Below are 17226 nucleotides of genomic sequence, written 5' to 3'. Positions count from 1 at the left end.
AAAATAGGTGGGGGAGAAAATAAAATGAATAAGAAAAAGATTGTTGCTATTTTAATAACAACTTCTTTGTTATTAACATCTTTAGTTGGATGTGTATCTAAAGAAAACTCTAAGGATAAAAGTCATGAAAAAGCAAATGTTGAAAATAGTGTAGGAGAGTCAGTAGTCCTTAAGGATTTAAGTGATTATGTAGGAGATAATTACAATGATTTTTCTAAGAAAAATGGAGATGGAAGTGAACATATAGAAAAAGTTGAGGGGAAAAAGGTCATAATTTCTTCAAGTTACCCTACTAGAATGTTTAATTACAATGCAGATTTAATATTAGACCTTGATGATTCAAAAAATATAAGCGCTGTAAGTGTACATTTTAAGGGTGTTTCAATTGATAATATATTAGAAGATTTAAAAAAGGAATTAGGAAATCCAGAAATTAAAGAAGATAAAGAAAATGGAGATTCTAAGGATTATTCTTGGGAAAAGGAAGGTTTTCAATATAAACTTTCTCAAGTTGGAGAAGAAATAATAATAACTGTTAATAAAAGCTCTATATAAAAATTAAGGGATTTATAAAAATAAATCCCTTAATTTTTTTATATTTTTCTTTAATATAAGATAATTAAAATAGATATATTTTATATAAATATTTATAATTTCAATTGTTTTTAATTAATGTGAGAAAAGCTAATGTAATGTATAGAAATATATGTAGTATTAGGGAAAATAAAATGTTTTTACTTTAAATCAATGAAAATGAAACTTTATTAATTTTTACAAAGATTTTTAATAAGAGTAATATGAAAGTAAATACTAATAAAAATAAACTTAGCCTTTTGAAATTAAATTTTATCTATGCACTTTTTAAGTTAAAGGAGGTTTTTTAAATGTCAAAACATAATAAAATGTGTCATTGTGATGCAGAACATTCAATAAAGGATGAAAAAGAAAAAGTTGAAGAAATGAGAAAAGAAGAAGAAAAAATGGCTAGAAACATAAAGAGCCATGAAAAAAATTGTGGTAAATAGATTATTCTGTAGAGATAGAGATAATTTTATTTAGATGAAATTATCTCTATCTTTATTTTTTATTAATTAAGGGAACTTATTTAAATTACTTATTTTTAAAATAAATATATTAGTTTGAGAAATAAATTTGATTAAATTAGAGTAAACTATAAGGAAAGTTTTTATAAAATAAATTTAAATATATTAAGGTTGATTTATGCAAGTATTTATGATAAAGTTTTAAAGTATTTAATAAACTTTGTTTTCATATGAGGGAGTAGTTAGCTCAAAAAAAGTATGAGTGATTAAGTCAACAAATTGATTAAAAAGAATTTTTTAATCTGGCTTAATCTTAAATAGCGAGACTTATATGCAGTTTTTTGCTGCATATAAGTCTTTTTTTATAAACTTTTCATTATAGGAGGATTTTTATGAGTATTTTATCAATTGTATTAACTGGTTTTGGCCTTGCTATGGATGCTTTTGCTGTATCTATTGCTAAGGGAATAACGCTTACTAAGGTTAGAGTTAAAGATGCCTTAAGAGTTGCTTTGTTTTTTGGAATATTTCAAGGCTTAATGCCCTTAATAGGATGGGGAGCCGGAAGGTATTTTTCAGAATATATAAAAGCCTTTGATCATTGGATAGCATTCATTCTATTAGGTTTTATAGGTGGCAAGATGATATTTGAGGCTTTAAAAGAAAGAAATGAAGAAAAAAGAGAAGTTGCAGTATCAATGGAAATAAGTGAAGAGAAAGAAAAAGAGTTATTAAATAATAGAAGAAAAGAAGAGTTAAGTTTTAAAAATCTTACAGTACTTGCTATTGCAACTAGTATAGATGCCTTAGCAGTTGGAGTTAGTTTTGCATTTTTAGGAATACCAATAGTTAAGAGTGTTATAATAATAGGGCTTATTACTTTGGTTTTATGTTTCTTTGGAGTTATAATAGGTGAAAAATTAGGAGATATATTAAAAAATTATGCTGAAATAGTAGGTGGAGTTGTACTTATATTAATAGGTATAAATATATTGTTAGAACATACAGGAATTCTTGAAAAAATATTCTCTTAGTAACATAATTAAGGTAAGGATACATATAAATTTTATCCTTTAGAATAGTCTTAGGCTTAATGTTTTAAAACTTAAAAATATTACTTGTAATAAGGTATATACAAGTGATATAAATATATAGGTAGTTTTAAAGCAAGATTTTAATATAATACTAAGGAGGTATTTTACATGTATGTTGCTTTTGGAAATAGAGTATTAGATAGTGAAGAAATAAAAAGAGAAATAGAAAATAACACAGAGGTTAAAGTTGTAAGTGATTTATGCAAAAGCTCAAAAAGAGAGGATATAATTGCATTTAAGTTAAGTGTAGACATGGAGATTTTAAGAGGTCTTATGAGAGAAAATTCTGACCTTAAGGATTTAAATGATGAGGAGTTATTTGAGGATTACTTAGATTTAGCTGAAGAAGTTGCAAGTCTCATTTTTGAGTACATGCCAGAAGATGCTATTTTAGATATAAGGTCATATAAGCTTGATATGTCTTATGATGATGTAAAATTAATAATGGTAATGGCTAATGAAAGTCTTGGTATAGCTAAGGTTAATGATGTAATGAAAAGATTATTAAGACAGGTAGATTAATTTATTTTTTTACTTGTATTTTATTGATTTTTTAAGGAAAATAATCTATAAGGAGTGTTTTATCTCTTTATAGATTATTTTTTATTACCTTTAATTTTCTTTGGAGAAAAAAATAAAATTTTAGTATAATTAAATTATTGATTTATTGTAAACAAATATTAAATTTAAGTGAAAATTTCAATTAATTTAATTTTTTCTTTAAATCATTAGTTAAAATATATTAGAGATTTAGTAGGTGGTTTTATGAAACTTTTAAGTTTAAATACGGAAATATTAGGTTTTGAAAATTCTTATGAATTTGCAAAGGAATTAAATTTAAATAGTAAAGATTTAATTTTTACAAACAAAAGAATTTATGAAGGAAGTTTTAAAGATTTATCCTTAAAATGTAATTATATTTTTAAAGATAAGTATAACTTTAATGAACCAAATGATGAAGTAATAGACGAAATTTTTAAAGATATAAAAAAAATAGACTTTAATAGAGTTATAGCTATTGGTGGAGGGTCAATTTTAGATGTAGGTAAGTTATTAGCTTTAAAGGATGTAGAAAGTACAGCTAAGTTATTTAAAAGAGAGATTAATATTATAAGAGATAAAGAACTTATAATAGTTCCTACAACTTGTGGAACAGGAAGTGAAGTAACTAATATATCTATTGCTGAAATAAAGAGTGAGAAGACAAAGCTTGGATTAGCTGTAGATGAGCTTTATGCTGATAAAGCTATTTTAATACCTAGTCTTTGTAAAACTATGTCCTATAAAGCTTTTGTTTATAGTTCTATTGATGCATTAATACATAGTATAGAGGGATTTTTATCTCCAAATTCTACTCCTTATACAGATTTATTTGCCTTTAAGGCTATTGAAATGATTTTAGTTGGATATAAGGAAATAATAGAAAAGGGAGAAGAACATAGAAATGATATAATGGATAAATTTTTAATTGCAAGTAATTATGCAGGAATTGCCTTTGGAAATGCTGGAGTTGGAGCAGTACATGCATTATCTTATCCCTTAGGAGGGAAATATCATGTTCCTCATGGAGAGGCAAATTATCAATTTTTAATGGCTGTATTAAATTTTTATAAAGAAAAGAATAGTAAAGGTAAAATATTTAATCTGTCAAAATTAATAGGAAATATATTAAATGTAGAAGAAGAAAAGAGTTACTCAGCTTTAGAAAATCTTTTAAATAAATTGATTAAAAGAAATAATTTAAGAGATTATGGCATGAAATATGAAGAAATTAAAGAGTTTTCAAAAAGTGTTATTAATAATCAAAAAAGACTACTAAAAAATAATTACGTTTCTATGAATTTAGAGGATATGGAAAAAATTTATGAGTCTTTATATTAGGAGGTCTTATGAAATTTTTAAGGATAATTATAATTTCAGGAGAAGTTTTACTTGTAGGGTTATTACTTTTAGGGATTGTTTTTAAGATATCTGGATATATAGAGAATAAAAAAGAAATAAGTTATAAAGAGAAAACACATATTAATTCATATAAAAATCAAGAAGAGCATTTTACAAATTGTGAAATTGAATTTTTATTATAATAATTTAAATTAACTAATGGGGAAAGGAGAGGGAACTTATGGTTTTAGTACTTACATTTATTTTATTTTTAATGCTATTTCTAATAATAGTAGATTTCTTCGCTATTTTATTTAGACTTACAGGAGTGCCTATAGAAAAGGCTAGGTTTCAGGTTACATCACTTTTAACAGGGACTGGATTTACAACGAAAGAAAGTGAAATAATAGTTCAACATCCAACTAGAAGGAAACTTGCTATTTGGCTTATGGGATTTAGCTATGCTAGTACTGCAACTATTATATCCTTTGCAGTAAATATAATAACTAGTAGCGTAATAGATATTGGTTCTTTAGCTATTATTATTGCATTTATTGTATTTATTGTATTTTTCCATAAAACTTCCTTGTTAGAAAAGCTTGAAAATAAAATTGAAAAATTTATTGTTCAGTCTAAAATATGGGATAAGATTAATTCAAAACACTTAACTTTAATAACTAATACTAAGGGGTTTGGAGTTTATGAAATATATCTTTCTGAAAAAGCTACTATTATTGGAAAAAGTATAATAGATAGTAACCTTAAGGCAAATGAAATAGAGGTTTTAAATATAGATAAAGGGGACAAGTTTGTTAACTTCCCAACACCTGATTATGTTTTTGAGGTTTGTGATAAAATAACAGTATATGGTAATGTTAAAAACATTAAATCTATGTTTAATCATATAAATGAAATTAAAGAATAAAATGAGTTAATATGCAAATAATTTTATAAAACTTACAAGCATTTTTAATGTTTGTAAGTTTTTCTTTTACATAAACTCATTTTTGTTTTATATTTTTAAATTATTTAAGTTTTTAATCATTTTATTTAAGACAACATCAAAAAGTGCAAGTTCATCATCAGTTAAGTCTTCTAAAAGCAATTTAAAGAATTTGTTGCTAACTTTATTTAAGACATTAAGAGTTTCGTTAGCTGAAGGAGAGATATATAATCTAAAGATTCTTTTATCATTTTCATCCTTTTTTATTGATATAAGTCCTTTTTTTAATAAACTTTCTATAGACCTAGATATTAATCCCTTAGATAGTCCAGAAAATTCAACTATATCTTTTGCTGTATTATAATCTAAGTTTTCTTGTAAAAAAACTAATATTTCAAATTCATTATGCGTTAACCCTAATTCATTTAGCGTTGGTGAAATAAACTTTTTATATGTTTTTTTTGCTTTTGTAAAAGAAACTAAAAAAGCATTTCCATTAGGATTAAGGGCCTTTAATTCCATTAATCTTCCTCCTTGAATAGTTCAATTGTAAACTTTATTTAAATTATACCTTAATTTGGTTTATAAGTAAACTATATAATATTACTTTAAAGAATTCTATAAATTAATTATTTAATTTACTTTTTATTTAATTTATTTCTTTTTAAGCTGAACTTTAATTTTAAAAAGCTTTTGAATTGTTTTTATAGAAAAGTAAATTAAAATTATTTATATATTTTAAAGGAATAAATAAAAAATTGAAATAATTTATTCTAAAATATGCATTTCTAAAAATACTCTCAAATTTTAATATGCTTTTCATTTTACTTTTTTATACCATAAAAAACAAGAATATTTTAATTAAATAGTAAAAAAAGACAATAAAAATTAACATTTTAATAAATTTTATCAAAATGTTATAAAAGTTTTTCTCGAATGTTTTTCTATAGTAAACAATTGTGTTGTTATGATACACACAGAAAAAAAGAGTATTCAAGAGCAAATGTAATCAAATTATTAATAAACTTGCAATAATTTGTTAAGAGGAGGTTTGATTAAGGGTAAAAATGTATTTATAATTAAAAATGTGTTAACGGAATAATAAGTTTAATGATAAATTCGCAGTAAAAATAGTTTGAATTAAGTCATAAATAAAAAAGGGGGATTAATATAAAAATGGCAGAAGTAATTAAACCTACTGATTTAGCAGTAGAGAGAAGCAATGGACGTTTAAAACACCCAGCAGGACTATATCTTTTATTTTTCACAGAAATGTGGGAAAGATTTAGTTACTATGGAATGAGAGCTTTATTAATGCTTTACTTAACAGCATCTTTTGTAACTGGTGGTTTAGGATATGATGTATCTAGTGCTGCTAGAATATATGGAGGTTATACATTCTTAGTTTACTTTACACCAATAATTGGTGGAGAAATAGCAGATAAATTTTTAGGACAGAAAAAATCAATTATGCTTGGGGCAGCAGTAATGATTTTAGGAAACCTAACATTATTTGGATGGCAAACTAGAACTGCACTTTATGTAGGTTTAGGATGTATAATAGTTGGTAATGCTTTCTTCAAACCTAATATATCAACAATAGTTGGTCAATTATATGAAGATGGCGATAAAAGAAAAGATTCAGCTTTTACAATTTTCTATATGGGAATAAACTTAGGGTCTTTAATAGCACCAATAATATGTGGATTATTAGCAGAAAACTTTTTTGCTACAAAGTCTGGAGACATGATACTTCACTATGGATTTAGATATGGATTCTTAGCAGCTGGTATTGGTATAATATTAGGAGAAATTATATTTATACTTTTATCTCCAAAGTATTTAGCAAATGTTGGTGAAATTAAAAAACAAAATAGTAAAAAAGAAAGTGCAAAAGAAAAGAAACCTTTAACTAAGCAAGAGAAGAGAAGAGTTGCAGTTATATTAATACTTGCATCATTTGTTGTATTCTTCTGGGCTGGATTTGAACAAGCAGGTACTACTTTAACTTTATTTGCTGAAAATGCAACTAACAGAAACTTATTTGGATGGACAGTACCAGTAGCCTTCTTCCAATCTATAAACCCATTATTTATATTAATATTAGCACCTATATTCTCAAAACTATGGTTTACATTAGCTAATAGTAAAAGAGGGGATTTATCAATTCCAACTAAGATGGCTATGGGTATGATAGTTTTAGGATGTGGATTTTTATTAATGGTTTTTGCAACTATGTCTTTAGGAGGAAATGTTGAAAACCCAGCAGTTAAAGCTAGTATGTTCTGGTTAGTAGGAACTTACTTATTTAATACAATGGGAGAACTTTGTTTATCACCAATAGGACTTTCAATGGTAAGTTCATTAGCACCGGTTAAATATGCTTCATTATTAATGGGAGTTTGGCTTGCTAGTAACGGAGTTGCAAACTACTTATCAGGTTTCATAGCTTCCTTTGTTGAAAAATTAGGAGCTTTAGAATTATTCGGTTCAATAGCTGGAGTAAGTATATTCTTAGGATTAATATTATTATTACTAAGCAAAAAGATAACAGCTATGATGGAATAGTATTTATATAAAATTTGAATAAATTAAAATTAAATTGATAGAAAAGACACATTACAAATTAGTAATGTGTCTTTTTATTTAAAATTAATATTAAACTCTAAAATATTCTTCATCTAAGGCAAGTAACATATCTTCAGTTACAGGAACTGATAGACCTGCATAATCTGAAAATCTAACAATGTCATCTTCTTTTTCTTCTTTTTTCATTTCACTATGGTGTTTTAATTTCTTTCCAGCTTTTTGCTCTAAATCTTTCCACTCTTTATAAATCTTAACTAAATCCTCTTTTAATTTATTATCACTCATAAAAACATCTCCTTAAAATAGATTGCATATATTTTTGATTAGTTATTTTTATTATCTTAAAATTAAGTTATTTAATTTTATAAATAACTTAATTTTTAATAGCATTTTAAAAAATTTTTAAATATATATAGGAAAAATTTAGAATTAAGACACTTATAAAGTAACTATGAATATATTATATAATAAAAAGAAAATAATGAAAATATTATGAATATTAGAAAAATATTATTTACAAATGTAATAGTTTTTTAGGGTATATGTAACTATTTGTTTAAAAAAATATAAAAAAATATATAAAATTTAAAATAGGTATTTTATTATATGATATATAAAGAATTAATTGTTTACTAATGTAAATTCAAGGCATAGAATTTTAATGAGGTGATATGAAATGGATAAATTAAATGAGATTTTATCAAAGGAAATCGAAGAATTTAGAGAAAAAGGACATAAGTTTTTAAATAAAGAGATGACCGTTATTGAGTTTAAGAGGGCTTCTGGGGGAATGGGAGCTTATGCACATCGTGGCGGAAAAGAATTTATGGTTAGACTAAGAGTACCATCGGGTGTTGCAGGTTTGAATTTATTAAAAGAAGCTTATAATTGGGCTAAACAATACAACTTAGATAAAGTCCACTTAACAACTCGTGAAGCAATTCAATTACATGGAATAACTATAGACAATGTATGCGATATAATGCAAGAAGGATTAACTAAAGGTATATACACAAGAGGAGGCGGTGGAAACTTCCCAAGAAACGTAGCCTTAAATCCTTTATCAGGAGTTGAAATAGGAGAGACTTTTGATGTAACTCCTTATGCTTTAGCAGCTAATGATCATTATATGAGTAAAATTTATACTTATAAATTACCAAGAAAAATAAAAACAGCTTTTTCTAATTCACAAGCAGATGCAGCACATTGCACAGTTACTGATTTAGGATTTTTAGCTGTAGATAATGATGGTAAGAGAGCATTTAAACTTTACATAGGCGGTGGATTAGGAAGAAATCCAAGAACATCTGTTGAATTTGATGAATTAATAGATGAAAAAGATGTTTTATATTGTCTTGAAGCTATGACAAATTTATTTGTTGCTGAAGGAGATTATAATAATCATGGAAAAGCTCGTATAAGATATATTGTTGAAAGAATGGGCGAAGAAGGATTTAAAGATTGTTTTAGAAAATATTTAGAAGAAGCAAAAGCTAAAGGTGGATTAGACCTTAAAGTTGAAGATATAAAATATACTAAAAAAGGACAAGCAACAGATATAAAACACGAAAGATTAATTCCACAAAAACAAGAAGGTTTATATACAGTTTTATTCCATCCTATAGGAGGTCAATTAAACCTTGATATTTTAAAAGGATTAATTGACAGAATAGAAAATATGGAAGAAGTAGAAGTTAGATTAGGTATGGATGAAAATTTATACGTAAGAAACTTAAATGGAGAAGAAGCAAAAGAAATATTAGAGTTTACTCAAGATAAAGGTGGAGAAACTTTAGCAGAGAGAAGTGTATGCTGTATTGGTGTTCCTACTTGTCAAATGGGAGTTTTAGAGAGCCAAAAAACTTTAAGAGAGTTTGTTTCTTTATTAAAAGAAAATTCAATTAAAGAAGGATTATTACCAAGAATACGTTTTTCAGGTTGTCCAAACTCTTGTAGTATGCATGAAATAGGAGAAATAGGTTTTGCTGGTAAGAAGAAGAGAATCGGTGAAACTGTATCAAATGTTTTTGAACTACATTTTGGTGGAAAATTAGGAGTTAATGAGACTCGTTTAGGAGATTGTTATGGAGATATTCTTCAAGATAAAGTTCCAGAATTCTTATTAAAAGTTGCAAAGGCTGTTGAAGCAAAAGGCTTAACATTTGAAAAATGGATTGAAGAATGTCATGATGAATTTAAGTCTATAGTAGAAGAGTATAATGTATAGTTTATTAATATAATATTTACAAAGACCCAAAAAAATTAAAATTTGATTTTTTTGGGTTTTTTTGTTTTTTATAAAAATTTACTTAAATAGGCATATTTTAACGCTTTTTAAGTTTATTTTATTTATAACTTTGTTTAGTAATACTAAGTATTTTTCTTAGTTTTTGTTACCGAAATATTAACGATAGATTCTCTATATAGCATAGATTAAGGGATTGATTGAATTTTCTATAGAAAAAATTAAAGTAGTGATATATAATGAATTCGAAATTAGATTAAAGTAGTAAAATAAGTTTTAAAAGAAAGGATTGATGTTAGGGTTGAAAGAAAAGATATGTCTTTATGGTTTTAATAATCTTACTAAAACATTAAGTTTTAATATATATGATATTTGTTATGCTAAAACAGAGAGAGAGAAAGAAGATTATATAAAGTATATAGATGAGCAGTATAATTCAGAGCGTCTTACAAAAATTCTTTGTGATGTTACAGAAATGATAGGAGCTCATGTTTTAAACATTTCAAAACAAGATTATGAACCACAGGGAGCAAGTGTAAATGTACTTATAACAGAAGAAGCTTTACCAGTAGCACTTATTGATCCATCTTGTAATAAAGGAGAAATTTCATATTTAGAGCTTAGAGATAGTGTTGTAGGGCATTTAGATAAGAGTCATCTTACTGTACACACTTATCCAGAGTTTCATCCAAACAACGATATAATTTCTTTTAGAGTCGATATAGATGTATCTACTTGTGGAAAAATATCTCCATTAAATGCTCTAGATTATTTAATTGGTAGTTTTGATTCTGATGTAATAACTATTGATTATAGAGTTAGAGGATTTACTAGAGATGTTGATGGTAGAAAATGCTACATAGACCATGATATAAAGTCTATTCAAGATTATATAGATGAAGAAACATTAAAAAGATATGATGCTATGGATGTAAATGTTTATCAATCTAATATATTTCATACAAAAATGATGCTTAAGGATATTGTCTTAAATAATTATTTATTTAATTCTGACCCTTATGAGTTATCTCCAAATGAAAGAAGAGAAATACGAGATAGATTATCTAAAGAAATGATTGAAATATATGGTGGTGTAAATATTTATTAAGTAAAGGGGGGATTTCATGAAAAAACTTTCTCAAGAAGATGCTCCTATTTATGAAGCATTAAAGTGGTATAAAAAACAAAGAATAGTTCCTTTTGATGTGCCAGGGCATAAACAGGGAAGGGGAAATAAAGAGCTTAGGGAATTTTTAGGAGAAGATTGTGTTTCAGTAGATGTAAACTCAATGAAGCCTTTAGATAATCTTTGTCATCCTACATCTGTTATAAAAGATTCTGAGAAATTAGCAGCTGAAGCTTTTGGAGCTGATAAGGCCTTTTTTATGGTAAATGGGACAACATCAGCAGTACAAGCTATGATAATGAGTGTATGTAAAGATGGGGATAAAATTATAATGCCTAGAAACGTTCATAGGTCTGCTATAAATTCTTTAATAGTAACAGGGGTAACACCTATTTATATAAATCCTGGTATTCATAGTAGATTAGGAATTTCTTTAGGAATGTCAATAAAGGATATAAAAAAAGCTATAGAAGAAAATAAGGATGCTAAGGCTATTTTTGTTAATAATCCAACATATTATGGTATATGTTCTAATTTAAAAGAAATAGTTAAGTTAGCACATGAAAATAATATGTATGTATTAGTAGATGAAGCCCATGGAACACATTTTTATTTTGATGATAGGCTTCCTATATCAGCTATGGAAGCTGGTGCAGATATGGCAGCTGTCAGTATTCATAAAACAGGTGGCTCATTAACTCAAAGTTCAATGTTGCTTATGAAGTGTAATAGAATAAAACCAGATTATGTAAGAACTATAATAAATTTAACACAAACTACTAGTGCATCATATTTGCTTTTATCTTCTTTAGACATTGCTAGAAGAAATTTAGCTTTAAATGGAGAAAAAATTTTTGAAGAAGTTATTTCAATAGCAGAATATGCAAGAGAAGAAATTAATAAAATTGGTGGATATTATGCTTTTTCAAAAGAGATAAATAATGGTGATGACATTTATGATTTTGATGTAACTAAACTTACAATTAACACCTTAGAAACTGGACTTGCAGGTATAGAGGTTTATGACATATTAAGAGATGATTATGGAATTCAAATTGAACTTGGAGATGTTGCCAATATACTTGCCATAATATCTGTTGGTGATACTAGGTATAACATTGAAAGGTTGGTATCCTCTTTAAGTGAGATTAAGAGGTTAAATGAAAAGTATAAGAAGAATATTTTTGACCATGAATATATAGACCCTATAGTTAAGGTTAAGCCTAAAGAGGCCTTTTATGCTAGTAAAAAAAGAGTTCTTTTAAGTGAAAGTGAAGGGCTAATTTCTGGAGAATTTGTAATGTGCTATCCACCAGGAATTCCAATACTTGCACCAGGAGAGCTTATAACTAGAGAAACTATAGATTACATTGAATATTCTAAGAAAAAGGGAAGTCTAGTTACAGGTCCTGAGGACATGGAGATTGAGTATATAAATGTTTTAGAGTGTTAGGAGGATTTTAATTATGGAATTATGGTATACAGAAGAGCATACAGATAAGGTTCGTTTTTCAATAAAGGTAGATGAACAACTTTATAGTGGGAAAAGTGATTTTCAAAGAATAGATGTTTTTAAATCTGAAGAATTTGGTACATTCTTTACTTTAGATGGACTTATGATGGTAACAGAAAAGGATGAGTTTATTTATCATGATATGATAGTTCATATTCCAATGGCTACAAATCCTAATATTAAAAATGTGCTTGTTATAGGTGCTGGAGATGGTGGAACAGTAAGGGAACTTACAAGATATGAAACTATAGAAAAGATAGATATGGTTGAAATTGATAAATTAGTTGTGGATGTTTGCAGAAAATATTTACCTCAAACAGCTAGTAAGCTTGATGATCCTAGAGTAACTTTATTTTTTGAAGATGGATTAAAATTTGTACGTTCAGTTGAAAATAAATATGATTTAATAATAGTAGACTCAACAGATCCTTTTGGGCCAGGAGAAGGCTTATTTACAAGAGAATTTTATGGTAATTGTTTTAAGGCCTTAAAAGAAGATGGAATACTTGTAAATCAACATGAAAGTCCATATTATGAAGCTTATGCAAGAGGAATGAAGAGGGCTCATAAAAGAATAAAAGAGTGCTTTAAAGTTTGCAGAGTTTACCAAGCACATATTCCTACTTATCCATCAGGACATTGGCTATTTGGTTTTGCATCAAAGAAATATGACCCTTTAAAAGTTGATGTAGAAAAATGGAATGATTTAGGTTTGAAAACTAAATATTATAATACTGAATTACACAAAGGATGTTTTGCATTACCTAACTATGTTAAGGAGATGTTAGAAAATGTTGATGAATAGAAATATAAGCACATTTATTGGTTGTGAATCTGAATATGATGAATCAAGTATAGTTGTTTTTGGAGCACCCTTTGATTCAACAACTTCTTTTAGACCAGGAACAAGGTTTGCAAGTCAAGTGATGAGAGGGGAATCCTGGGGACTAGAAAGTTATAGTCCTTATCAAGATTTAGATCTTTATGATTTTAATATTTTTGATGGAGGAGAAATAGAATTACCCTTTGGAAATTCAGAAGGAGCATTAGCTTTAATAGAAGATTATTCAACTAGAATTGTTGAAGATGGTAAAATACCAGCTATGATTGGAGGAGAGCATTTAGTAACGTTAGGTGCTTTTAGAGGAGTTTTTAAAAAATATCCTGATGTTCATGTAATTCATTTTGATGCTCATGCAGATTTAAGAGAAGATTACTTAGGACAAGTATTATCTCATGCTACAGTTATGCACAGAGTTTGGGATTTAGTTGGAGATAACAAGATATTTCAATTTGGAATACGTTCTGGAGAAAAAGAAGAATTTTTATGGGCAAAGGAACATGTTTATATAAATAAATTCAATTGTAGTAATTTAGATTATGCAATTGAAAAAGTTAAGGACAAACCTCTTTATGTAACAATTGATTTAGATGTTTTAGACCCTTCTGTTTTCCCAGGAACAGGGACACCAGAACCAGGAGGAATTCAGTTTAATGAACTTTTAAATTCAATTTTAAAGCTTAGAGGGCTAAATATAGTTGGATTTGATATTAATGAATTATCACCACAGTATGACCAAACTGGAGCATCTACTGCTGTAGCTTGTAAAATATTAAGAGAAATGCTTTTAATTGTTAATAATAAATAATTTAATTTAATATTTAAATATTAAAAAATATAATAAAGAACTGTATCAAATTTTAATTTTGATACAGTTTTTTATTTTAAAATATATTTAAGTTTTATCTATATTTTGGTTTGAAATTTTTTAGTCTTAAAGCATTTAATAGTACTGAAATAGAGCTAAGACTCATGGCAAAAGCACCTATCATTGGGTTAAGAAGTGGCCCACCAAATATATGAAGAATACCCATAGCAATTGGAATACCTAAGATATTATATCCAAAGGCCCAAAATAGATTTTCTTTTATGTTTTTCATTGTAGCTTTGCTTAGTTGAATAGCACAGACAACATTTAGTATATCTCCATTCATTAATACTATATCAGCTGATTCAATAGCTATGTCAGTACCAGAACCTATAGCCATTCCAATATCAGAGGTAGCTAAAGAAGGAGCATCATTTATTCCGTCTCCAACCATACAAACTTTTTTACCTTCTTTTTGAAGAAGTTTAATCTTTTCAGCCTTTTCTTGAGGAAGAACTTCAGAAATAACTCTATCTATGCCAACCTCTTTTGCAATAGCTTTTGCAGTATTTTTATTATCGCCAGTTAGCATAACTACTTCAAGTCCCATGTTTTTTAAGGTTTCTATAGCTTTTTTACTTGTGTCCTTAACTATATCTGCAACGGCTATTATACCAGATAGTTCATTATTAATAGCTATAAACATAGGTGTCTTTCCCTCTGAAGATAAATATTTGGCTTTCTTTAATAAAGTTTTTAAATTTATATTTTTATCTTCCATTAGTTTTTGATTACCTAATAAAATTGAATTATTTTCTATATTACATTTTATGCCTTTGCCAGGAATTGCTTCAAAGTTTTTAACAGACATTAATTCTATATTATTTTCTTCAGCATATTTAACAATGGCTTCTCCAAGAGGATGTTCTGAAAATTTTTCAGCAGAGGCTACTAAGGATATAAATTTATTTTCTTCTATATTTTCACAAATTATATCTGTAACTTTTGGTTTTCCTGAAGTTATTGTACCAGTTTTATCAAATACAATGGTATTTAAATTTTGAGTGCTTTCTAAAGCATCTCCACTTTTGATAAGTATTCCATTTTCAGCACCTTTACCTGTGCCTACCATAATAGCTGTTGGGGTTGCTAAGCCTAAAGCACATGGACAAGCTATTACAAGAACTGAAATAAATATTGTAAGGGCAAATGTCTTGCTTTCTCCAGAAAAATACCAAGCTAAGCTTGATAGTATTGCTAAAATTATTACAATAGGAACAAAATATCCAGAAATAGTATCAGCTAATTTAGCAATTGGAGCTTTTGAGCTTTGAGCATCTTCAACTAATTTTATTATTTGTGAAATTACAGTATCTTTTCCTACCTTTGTGGCTTTATAAATTATTCTTCCATTTTTGTTTATACTAGCACCAAAGACATTATCTCCTATATTTTTTTCAACAGGAATACTTTCTCCAGTTAGCATACTTTCATCAATAGAGGTATAGCCTTCTATAATTTTTCCATCAACAGGTAGTTTTTCACCAGGTTTAACAAGTATTAAGTCAGATACTTTAACATCTTCAATAGGTATAACACATTCTTTTTCATTTACAATTATTGTAGCTGTTTTAGGTGCTAAATTCATAAGTTTTTTTATTGCTTCAGAAGTTTTTCCTTTAGTTAGAGTTTCTAAATATTTACCTAAGCTTATTAAGGTAAGTATTGTTCCAGCAGATTCAAAATATAACTGCATAGCATAGGAAGAGTTTCCTAAATAAATTTTATATACAGCAAATAAACTATAAATATATGCAGCACTAGAGCCAATTGCTATTAAGGAATCCATATTAGGACTTCTCATAAATAAGTTTTTAAAGCCATGTATGAAAAAGTCTTTACATATAAAAATTATAAGTGTTGTAAGAATTAGCTGTATAAGTGCGAAATTTAAGGGGTTTTCTGTAGGGTTTATTATAGATGGTAAGTGAAGGCCAAGCATATGTCCCATAGATATTATAAGTAAAGGAATAGCAAATATTAATGAACCTATAAGTCTAGTTTTCATTTTTTTATTTTCTTTTAATTTGTCATTATCTTTTTCTTCAATAGAGGATATTAATTTACTATTTTCCTTTACATCAAAACCTAATTTTTTTATTTTTGCTTTAATTTCTTCTAATGAAATCTCGTCTTTATCATATTCTATTTTAAGACTTTCATTAGCTAAATTAACATTAGCTTTAGATACTCCTTGTAATTTGCCTAAAACTTTTTCAATTCTAGCAGCACAGGAAGCACAACTCATTCCATAAATATTTAATGAGGTTTCTTTTAAATCTCTAATTACTGAGAAACCTAGTTTATTTATTTTTTCTTCTATTTCATTAAATGATATTTTATTTTCATCAAATTCTATGCTAAGTTTTTCTGTTGCTAAATTAACATTAGCTTTAGATACTCCTTGTAATTTGCCTAAAACTTTTTCAATTCTAGAGGCACATGAGGCGCAACTCATACCATTTATTTTAACAGTTTTATTTATCATAAAATTAACAGGCTGAACTTCTTTTAAATATAAAGAAATTACAGTTTTCCTCCTTATAAAATTTATTCTCTAATGAGAATTTTTATTAAAATATACTCTTTCACTTTTACTTTGTCAATAATATAAGATTAAATATTGTTAGGAATTTTGCTTTTATATTTTTTATATGTTATACTTAATATTCAATATATAAAAGTAGGTTATTGAATTTTATAAACTAAGAATAAATTTTTGTATTCATAAAGTATGGTAATATTTTTAAATTTAGAATCTATAGAAGATAAAAAAACTAACAATAAAATAAGTTAAGAAATTTTCTTCTAAAAATTTTTCATTTCAATAGGCAATTAATATCAAATCTTTTAACTAAAAATAGTATAAAAATATATCTAAATATTCTTAATAAATCCAATAAAAAAATAAAAATATATATCAAATATTTAAGCTTTAAAACAATGTTTAATTTTTGTTTTTTAATTTATAATGTTTTACTTTAATTGTTAACTCTAAGAAAAAGAGAAATTAATATTAAAATTTATAATTAAGAAAATAATATTTGATATATAATTTGAAAATATGGCTATAATTTAAATGG

16 protein-coding genes are annotated in these 17226 nt (G+C 26.6%); 13 read left to right on the top strand and 3 right to left on the bottom strand.

Annotated features, from left to right (window positions below):
- Positions 1 to 24: 24 nt before the first annotated feature.
- The 7 genes from AC4FRL_RS07360 to AC4FRL_RS07330 all read left to right on the top strand — a co-directional run bounded on the left by AC4FRL_RS07360 (position 25) and on the right by AC4FRL_RS07330 (position 4943).
- Positions 25 to 555, top strand: coding sequence for a hypothetical protein (locus AC4FRL_RS07360; RefSeq protein ID WP_491139574.1), 531 nt, complete (start codon positions 25 to 27; stop codon positions 553 to 555).
- A gap of 329 nt (positions 556 to 884) precedes the next feature.
- Complete coding sequence (locus tag AC4FRL_RS07355; protein WP_491139573.1) at positions 885 to 1025, top strand: hypothetical protein; 141 nt, start codon at positions 885 to 887, stop codon at positions 1023 to 1025.
- 410 nt (positions 1026 to 1435) lie between these two features.
- Positions 1436 to 2077 (top strand): manganese efflux pump MntP, encoded by a 642-nt coding sequence (locus tag AC4FRL_RS07350; protein ID WP_491139572.1) that lies wholly within the window; start codon positions 1436 to 1438, stop codon positions 2075 to 2077.
- Between the two features lie 168 nt (positions 2078 to 2245).
- The gene (locus AC4FRL_RS07345; protein WP_491139571.1) at positions 2246 to 2659 is read left to right on the top strand and encodes a hypothetical protein; all 414 of its coding nucleotides are present in this window, start codon (positions 2246 to 2248) and stop codon (positions 2657 to 2659) included.
- A 243-nt stretch (positions 2660 to 2902) separates the two neighbouring features.
- Positions 2903 to 4018 carry a 4-hydroxybutyrate dehydrogenase gene (locus tag AC4FRL_RS07340; RefSeq protein WP_491139570.1) on the top strand — a complete coding sequence of 372 codons (1116 nt, stop codon included), beginning with the start codon at positions 2903 to 2905 and terminating at the stop codon, positions 4016 to 4018.
- An 8-nt stretch (positions 4019 to 4026) separates the two neighbouring features.
- Positions 4027 to 4221, top strand: coding sequence for a hypothetical protein (locus AC4FRL_RS07335; RefSeq protein WP_491139569.1), 195 nt, complete (start codon positions 4027 to 4029; stop codon positions 4219 to 4221).
- A 38-nt stretch (positions 4222 to 4259) separates the two neighbouring features.
- Positions 4260 to 4943 carry a TrkA C-terminal domain-containing protein gene (locus tag AC4FRL_RS07330; protein ID WP_491139568.1) on the top strand — a complete coding sequence of 228 codons (684 nt, stop codon included), beginning with the start codon at positions 4260 to 4262 and terminating at the stop codon, positions 4941 to 4943.
- Between the two features lie 87 nt (positions 4944 to 5030).
- Here AC4FRL_RS07330 and AC4FRL_RS07325 read toward each other — a convergent pair whose 3' ends face one another.
- On the bottom strand, positions 5031 to 5483 hold the full coding sequence (locus tag AC4FRL_RS07325; RefSeq protein ID WP_491139567.1) for a MarR family winged helix-turn-helix transcriptional regulator: 453 nt from the start codon (positions 5481 to 5483) through the stop codon (positions 5031 to 5033).
- A gap of 654 nt (positions 5484 to 6137) precedes the next feature.
- Here AC4FRL_RS07325 and AC4FRL_RS07320 point away from each other — a divergent pair.
- Complete coding sequence (locus AC4FRL_RS07320) at positions 6138 to 7529, top strand: peptide MFS transporter (protein WP_491139566.1); 1392 nt, start codon at positions 6138 to 6140, stop codon at positions 7527 to 7529.
- Positions 7530 to 7619: 90 nt separating this feature from the next.
- Here AC4FRL_RS07320 and AC4FRL_RS07315 read toward each other — a convergent pair whose 3' ends face one another.
- The gene (locus tag AC4FRL_RS07315) at positions 7620 to 7835 is read right to left on the bottom strand and encodes a hypothetical protein (protein ID WP_491139565.1); all 216 of its coding nucleotides are present in this window, start codon (positions 7833 to 7835) and stop codon (positions 7620 to 7622) included.
- 391 nt (positions 7836 to 8226) lie between these two features.
- Between AC4FRL_RS07315 and AC4FRL_RS07310 the strand changes: the two genes are divergently transcribed.
- From AC4FRL_RS07310 to speB, 5 genes are all read left to right on the top strand, one after another.
- Positions 8227 to 9777, top strand: coding sequence for a nitrite/sulfite reductase (locus AC4FRL_RS07310; RefSeq protein WP_491139563.1), 1551 nt, complete (start codon positions 8227 to 8229; stop codon positions 9775 to 9777).
- A 310-nt stretch (positions 9778 to 10087) separates the two neighbouring features.
- Positions 10088 to 10903, top strand: a complete 816-nt coding sequence (speD, locus tag AC4FRL_RS07305) for an adenosylmethionine decarboxylase (protein WP_491139562.1) — start codon at positions 10088 to 10090, stop codon at positions 10901 to 10903.
- Positions 10904 to 10919: 16 nt separating this feature from the next.
- Positions 10920 to 12374: an aminotransferase class I/II-fold pyridoxal phosphate-dependent enzyme gene (locus AC4FRL_RS07300; protein WP_491139561.1), complete on the top strand. Its 1455-nt coding sequence runs from the start codon at positions 10920 to 10922 to the stop codon at positions 12372 to 12374.
- Positions 12375 to 12387: 13 nt separating this feature from the next.
- Positions 12388 to 13239: a polyamine aminopropyltransferase gene (speE, locus tag AC4FRL_RS07295; protein WP_491139560.1), complete on the top strand. Its 852-nt coding sequence runs from the start codon at positions 12388 to 12390 to the stop codon at positions 13237 to 13239.
- Positions 13226 to 14083 (top strand): agmatinase, encoded by an 858-nt coding sequence (speB, locus tag AC4FRL_RS07290; RefSeq protein ID WP_491139559.1) that lies wholly within the window; start codon positions 13226 to 13228, stop codon positions 14081 to 14083. Before speE ends, speB begins: the two co-directional genes overlap by 14 nt.
- 94 nt (positions 14084 to 14177) lie before the next feature.
- Here the strand turns inward: speB and AC4FRL_RS07285 are convergent, their stop codons facing one another.
- Entirely contained in the window at positions 14178 to 16631 is a 2454-nt protein-coding gene (locus AC4FRL_RS07285; RefSeq protein ID WP_491139558.1) for a heavy metal translocating P-type ATPase, read from the bottom strand.
- Positions 16632 to 17226: the final 595 nt, after the last annotated feature.

The organism is Clostridium sp. TJA032 (assembly GCF_058310275.1).
Note: the sequence above shows the minus strand (reverse complement) of the source record. Positions and strands in the feature narration are given on the sequence as shown.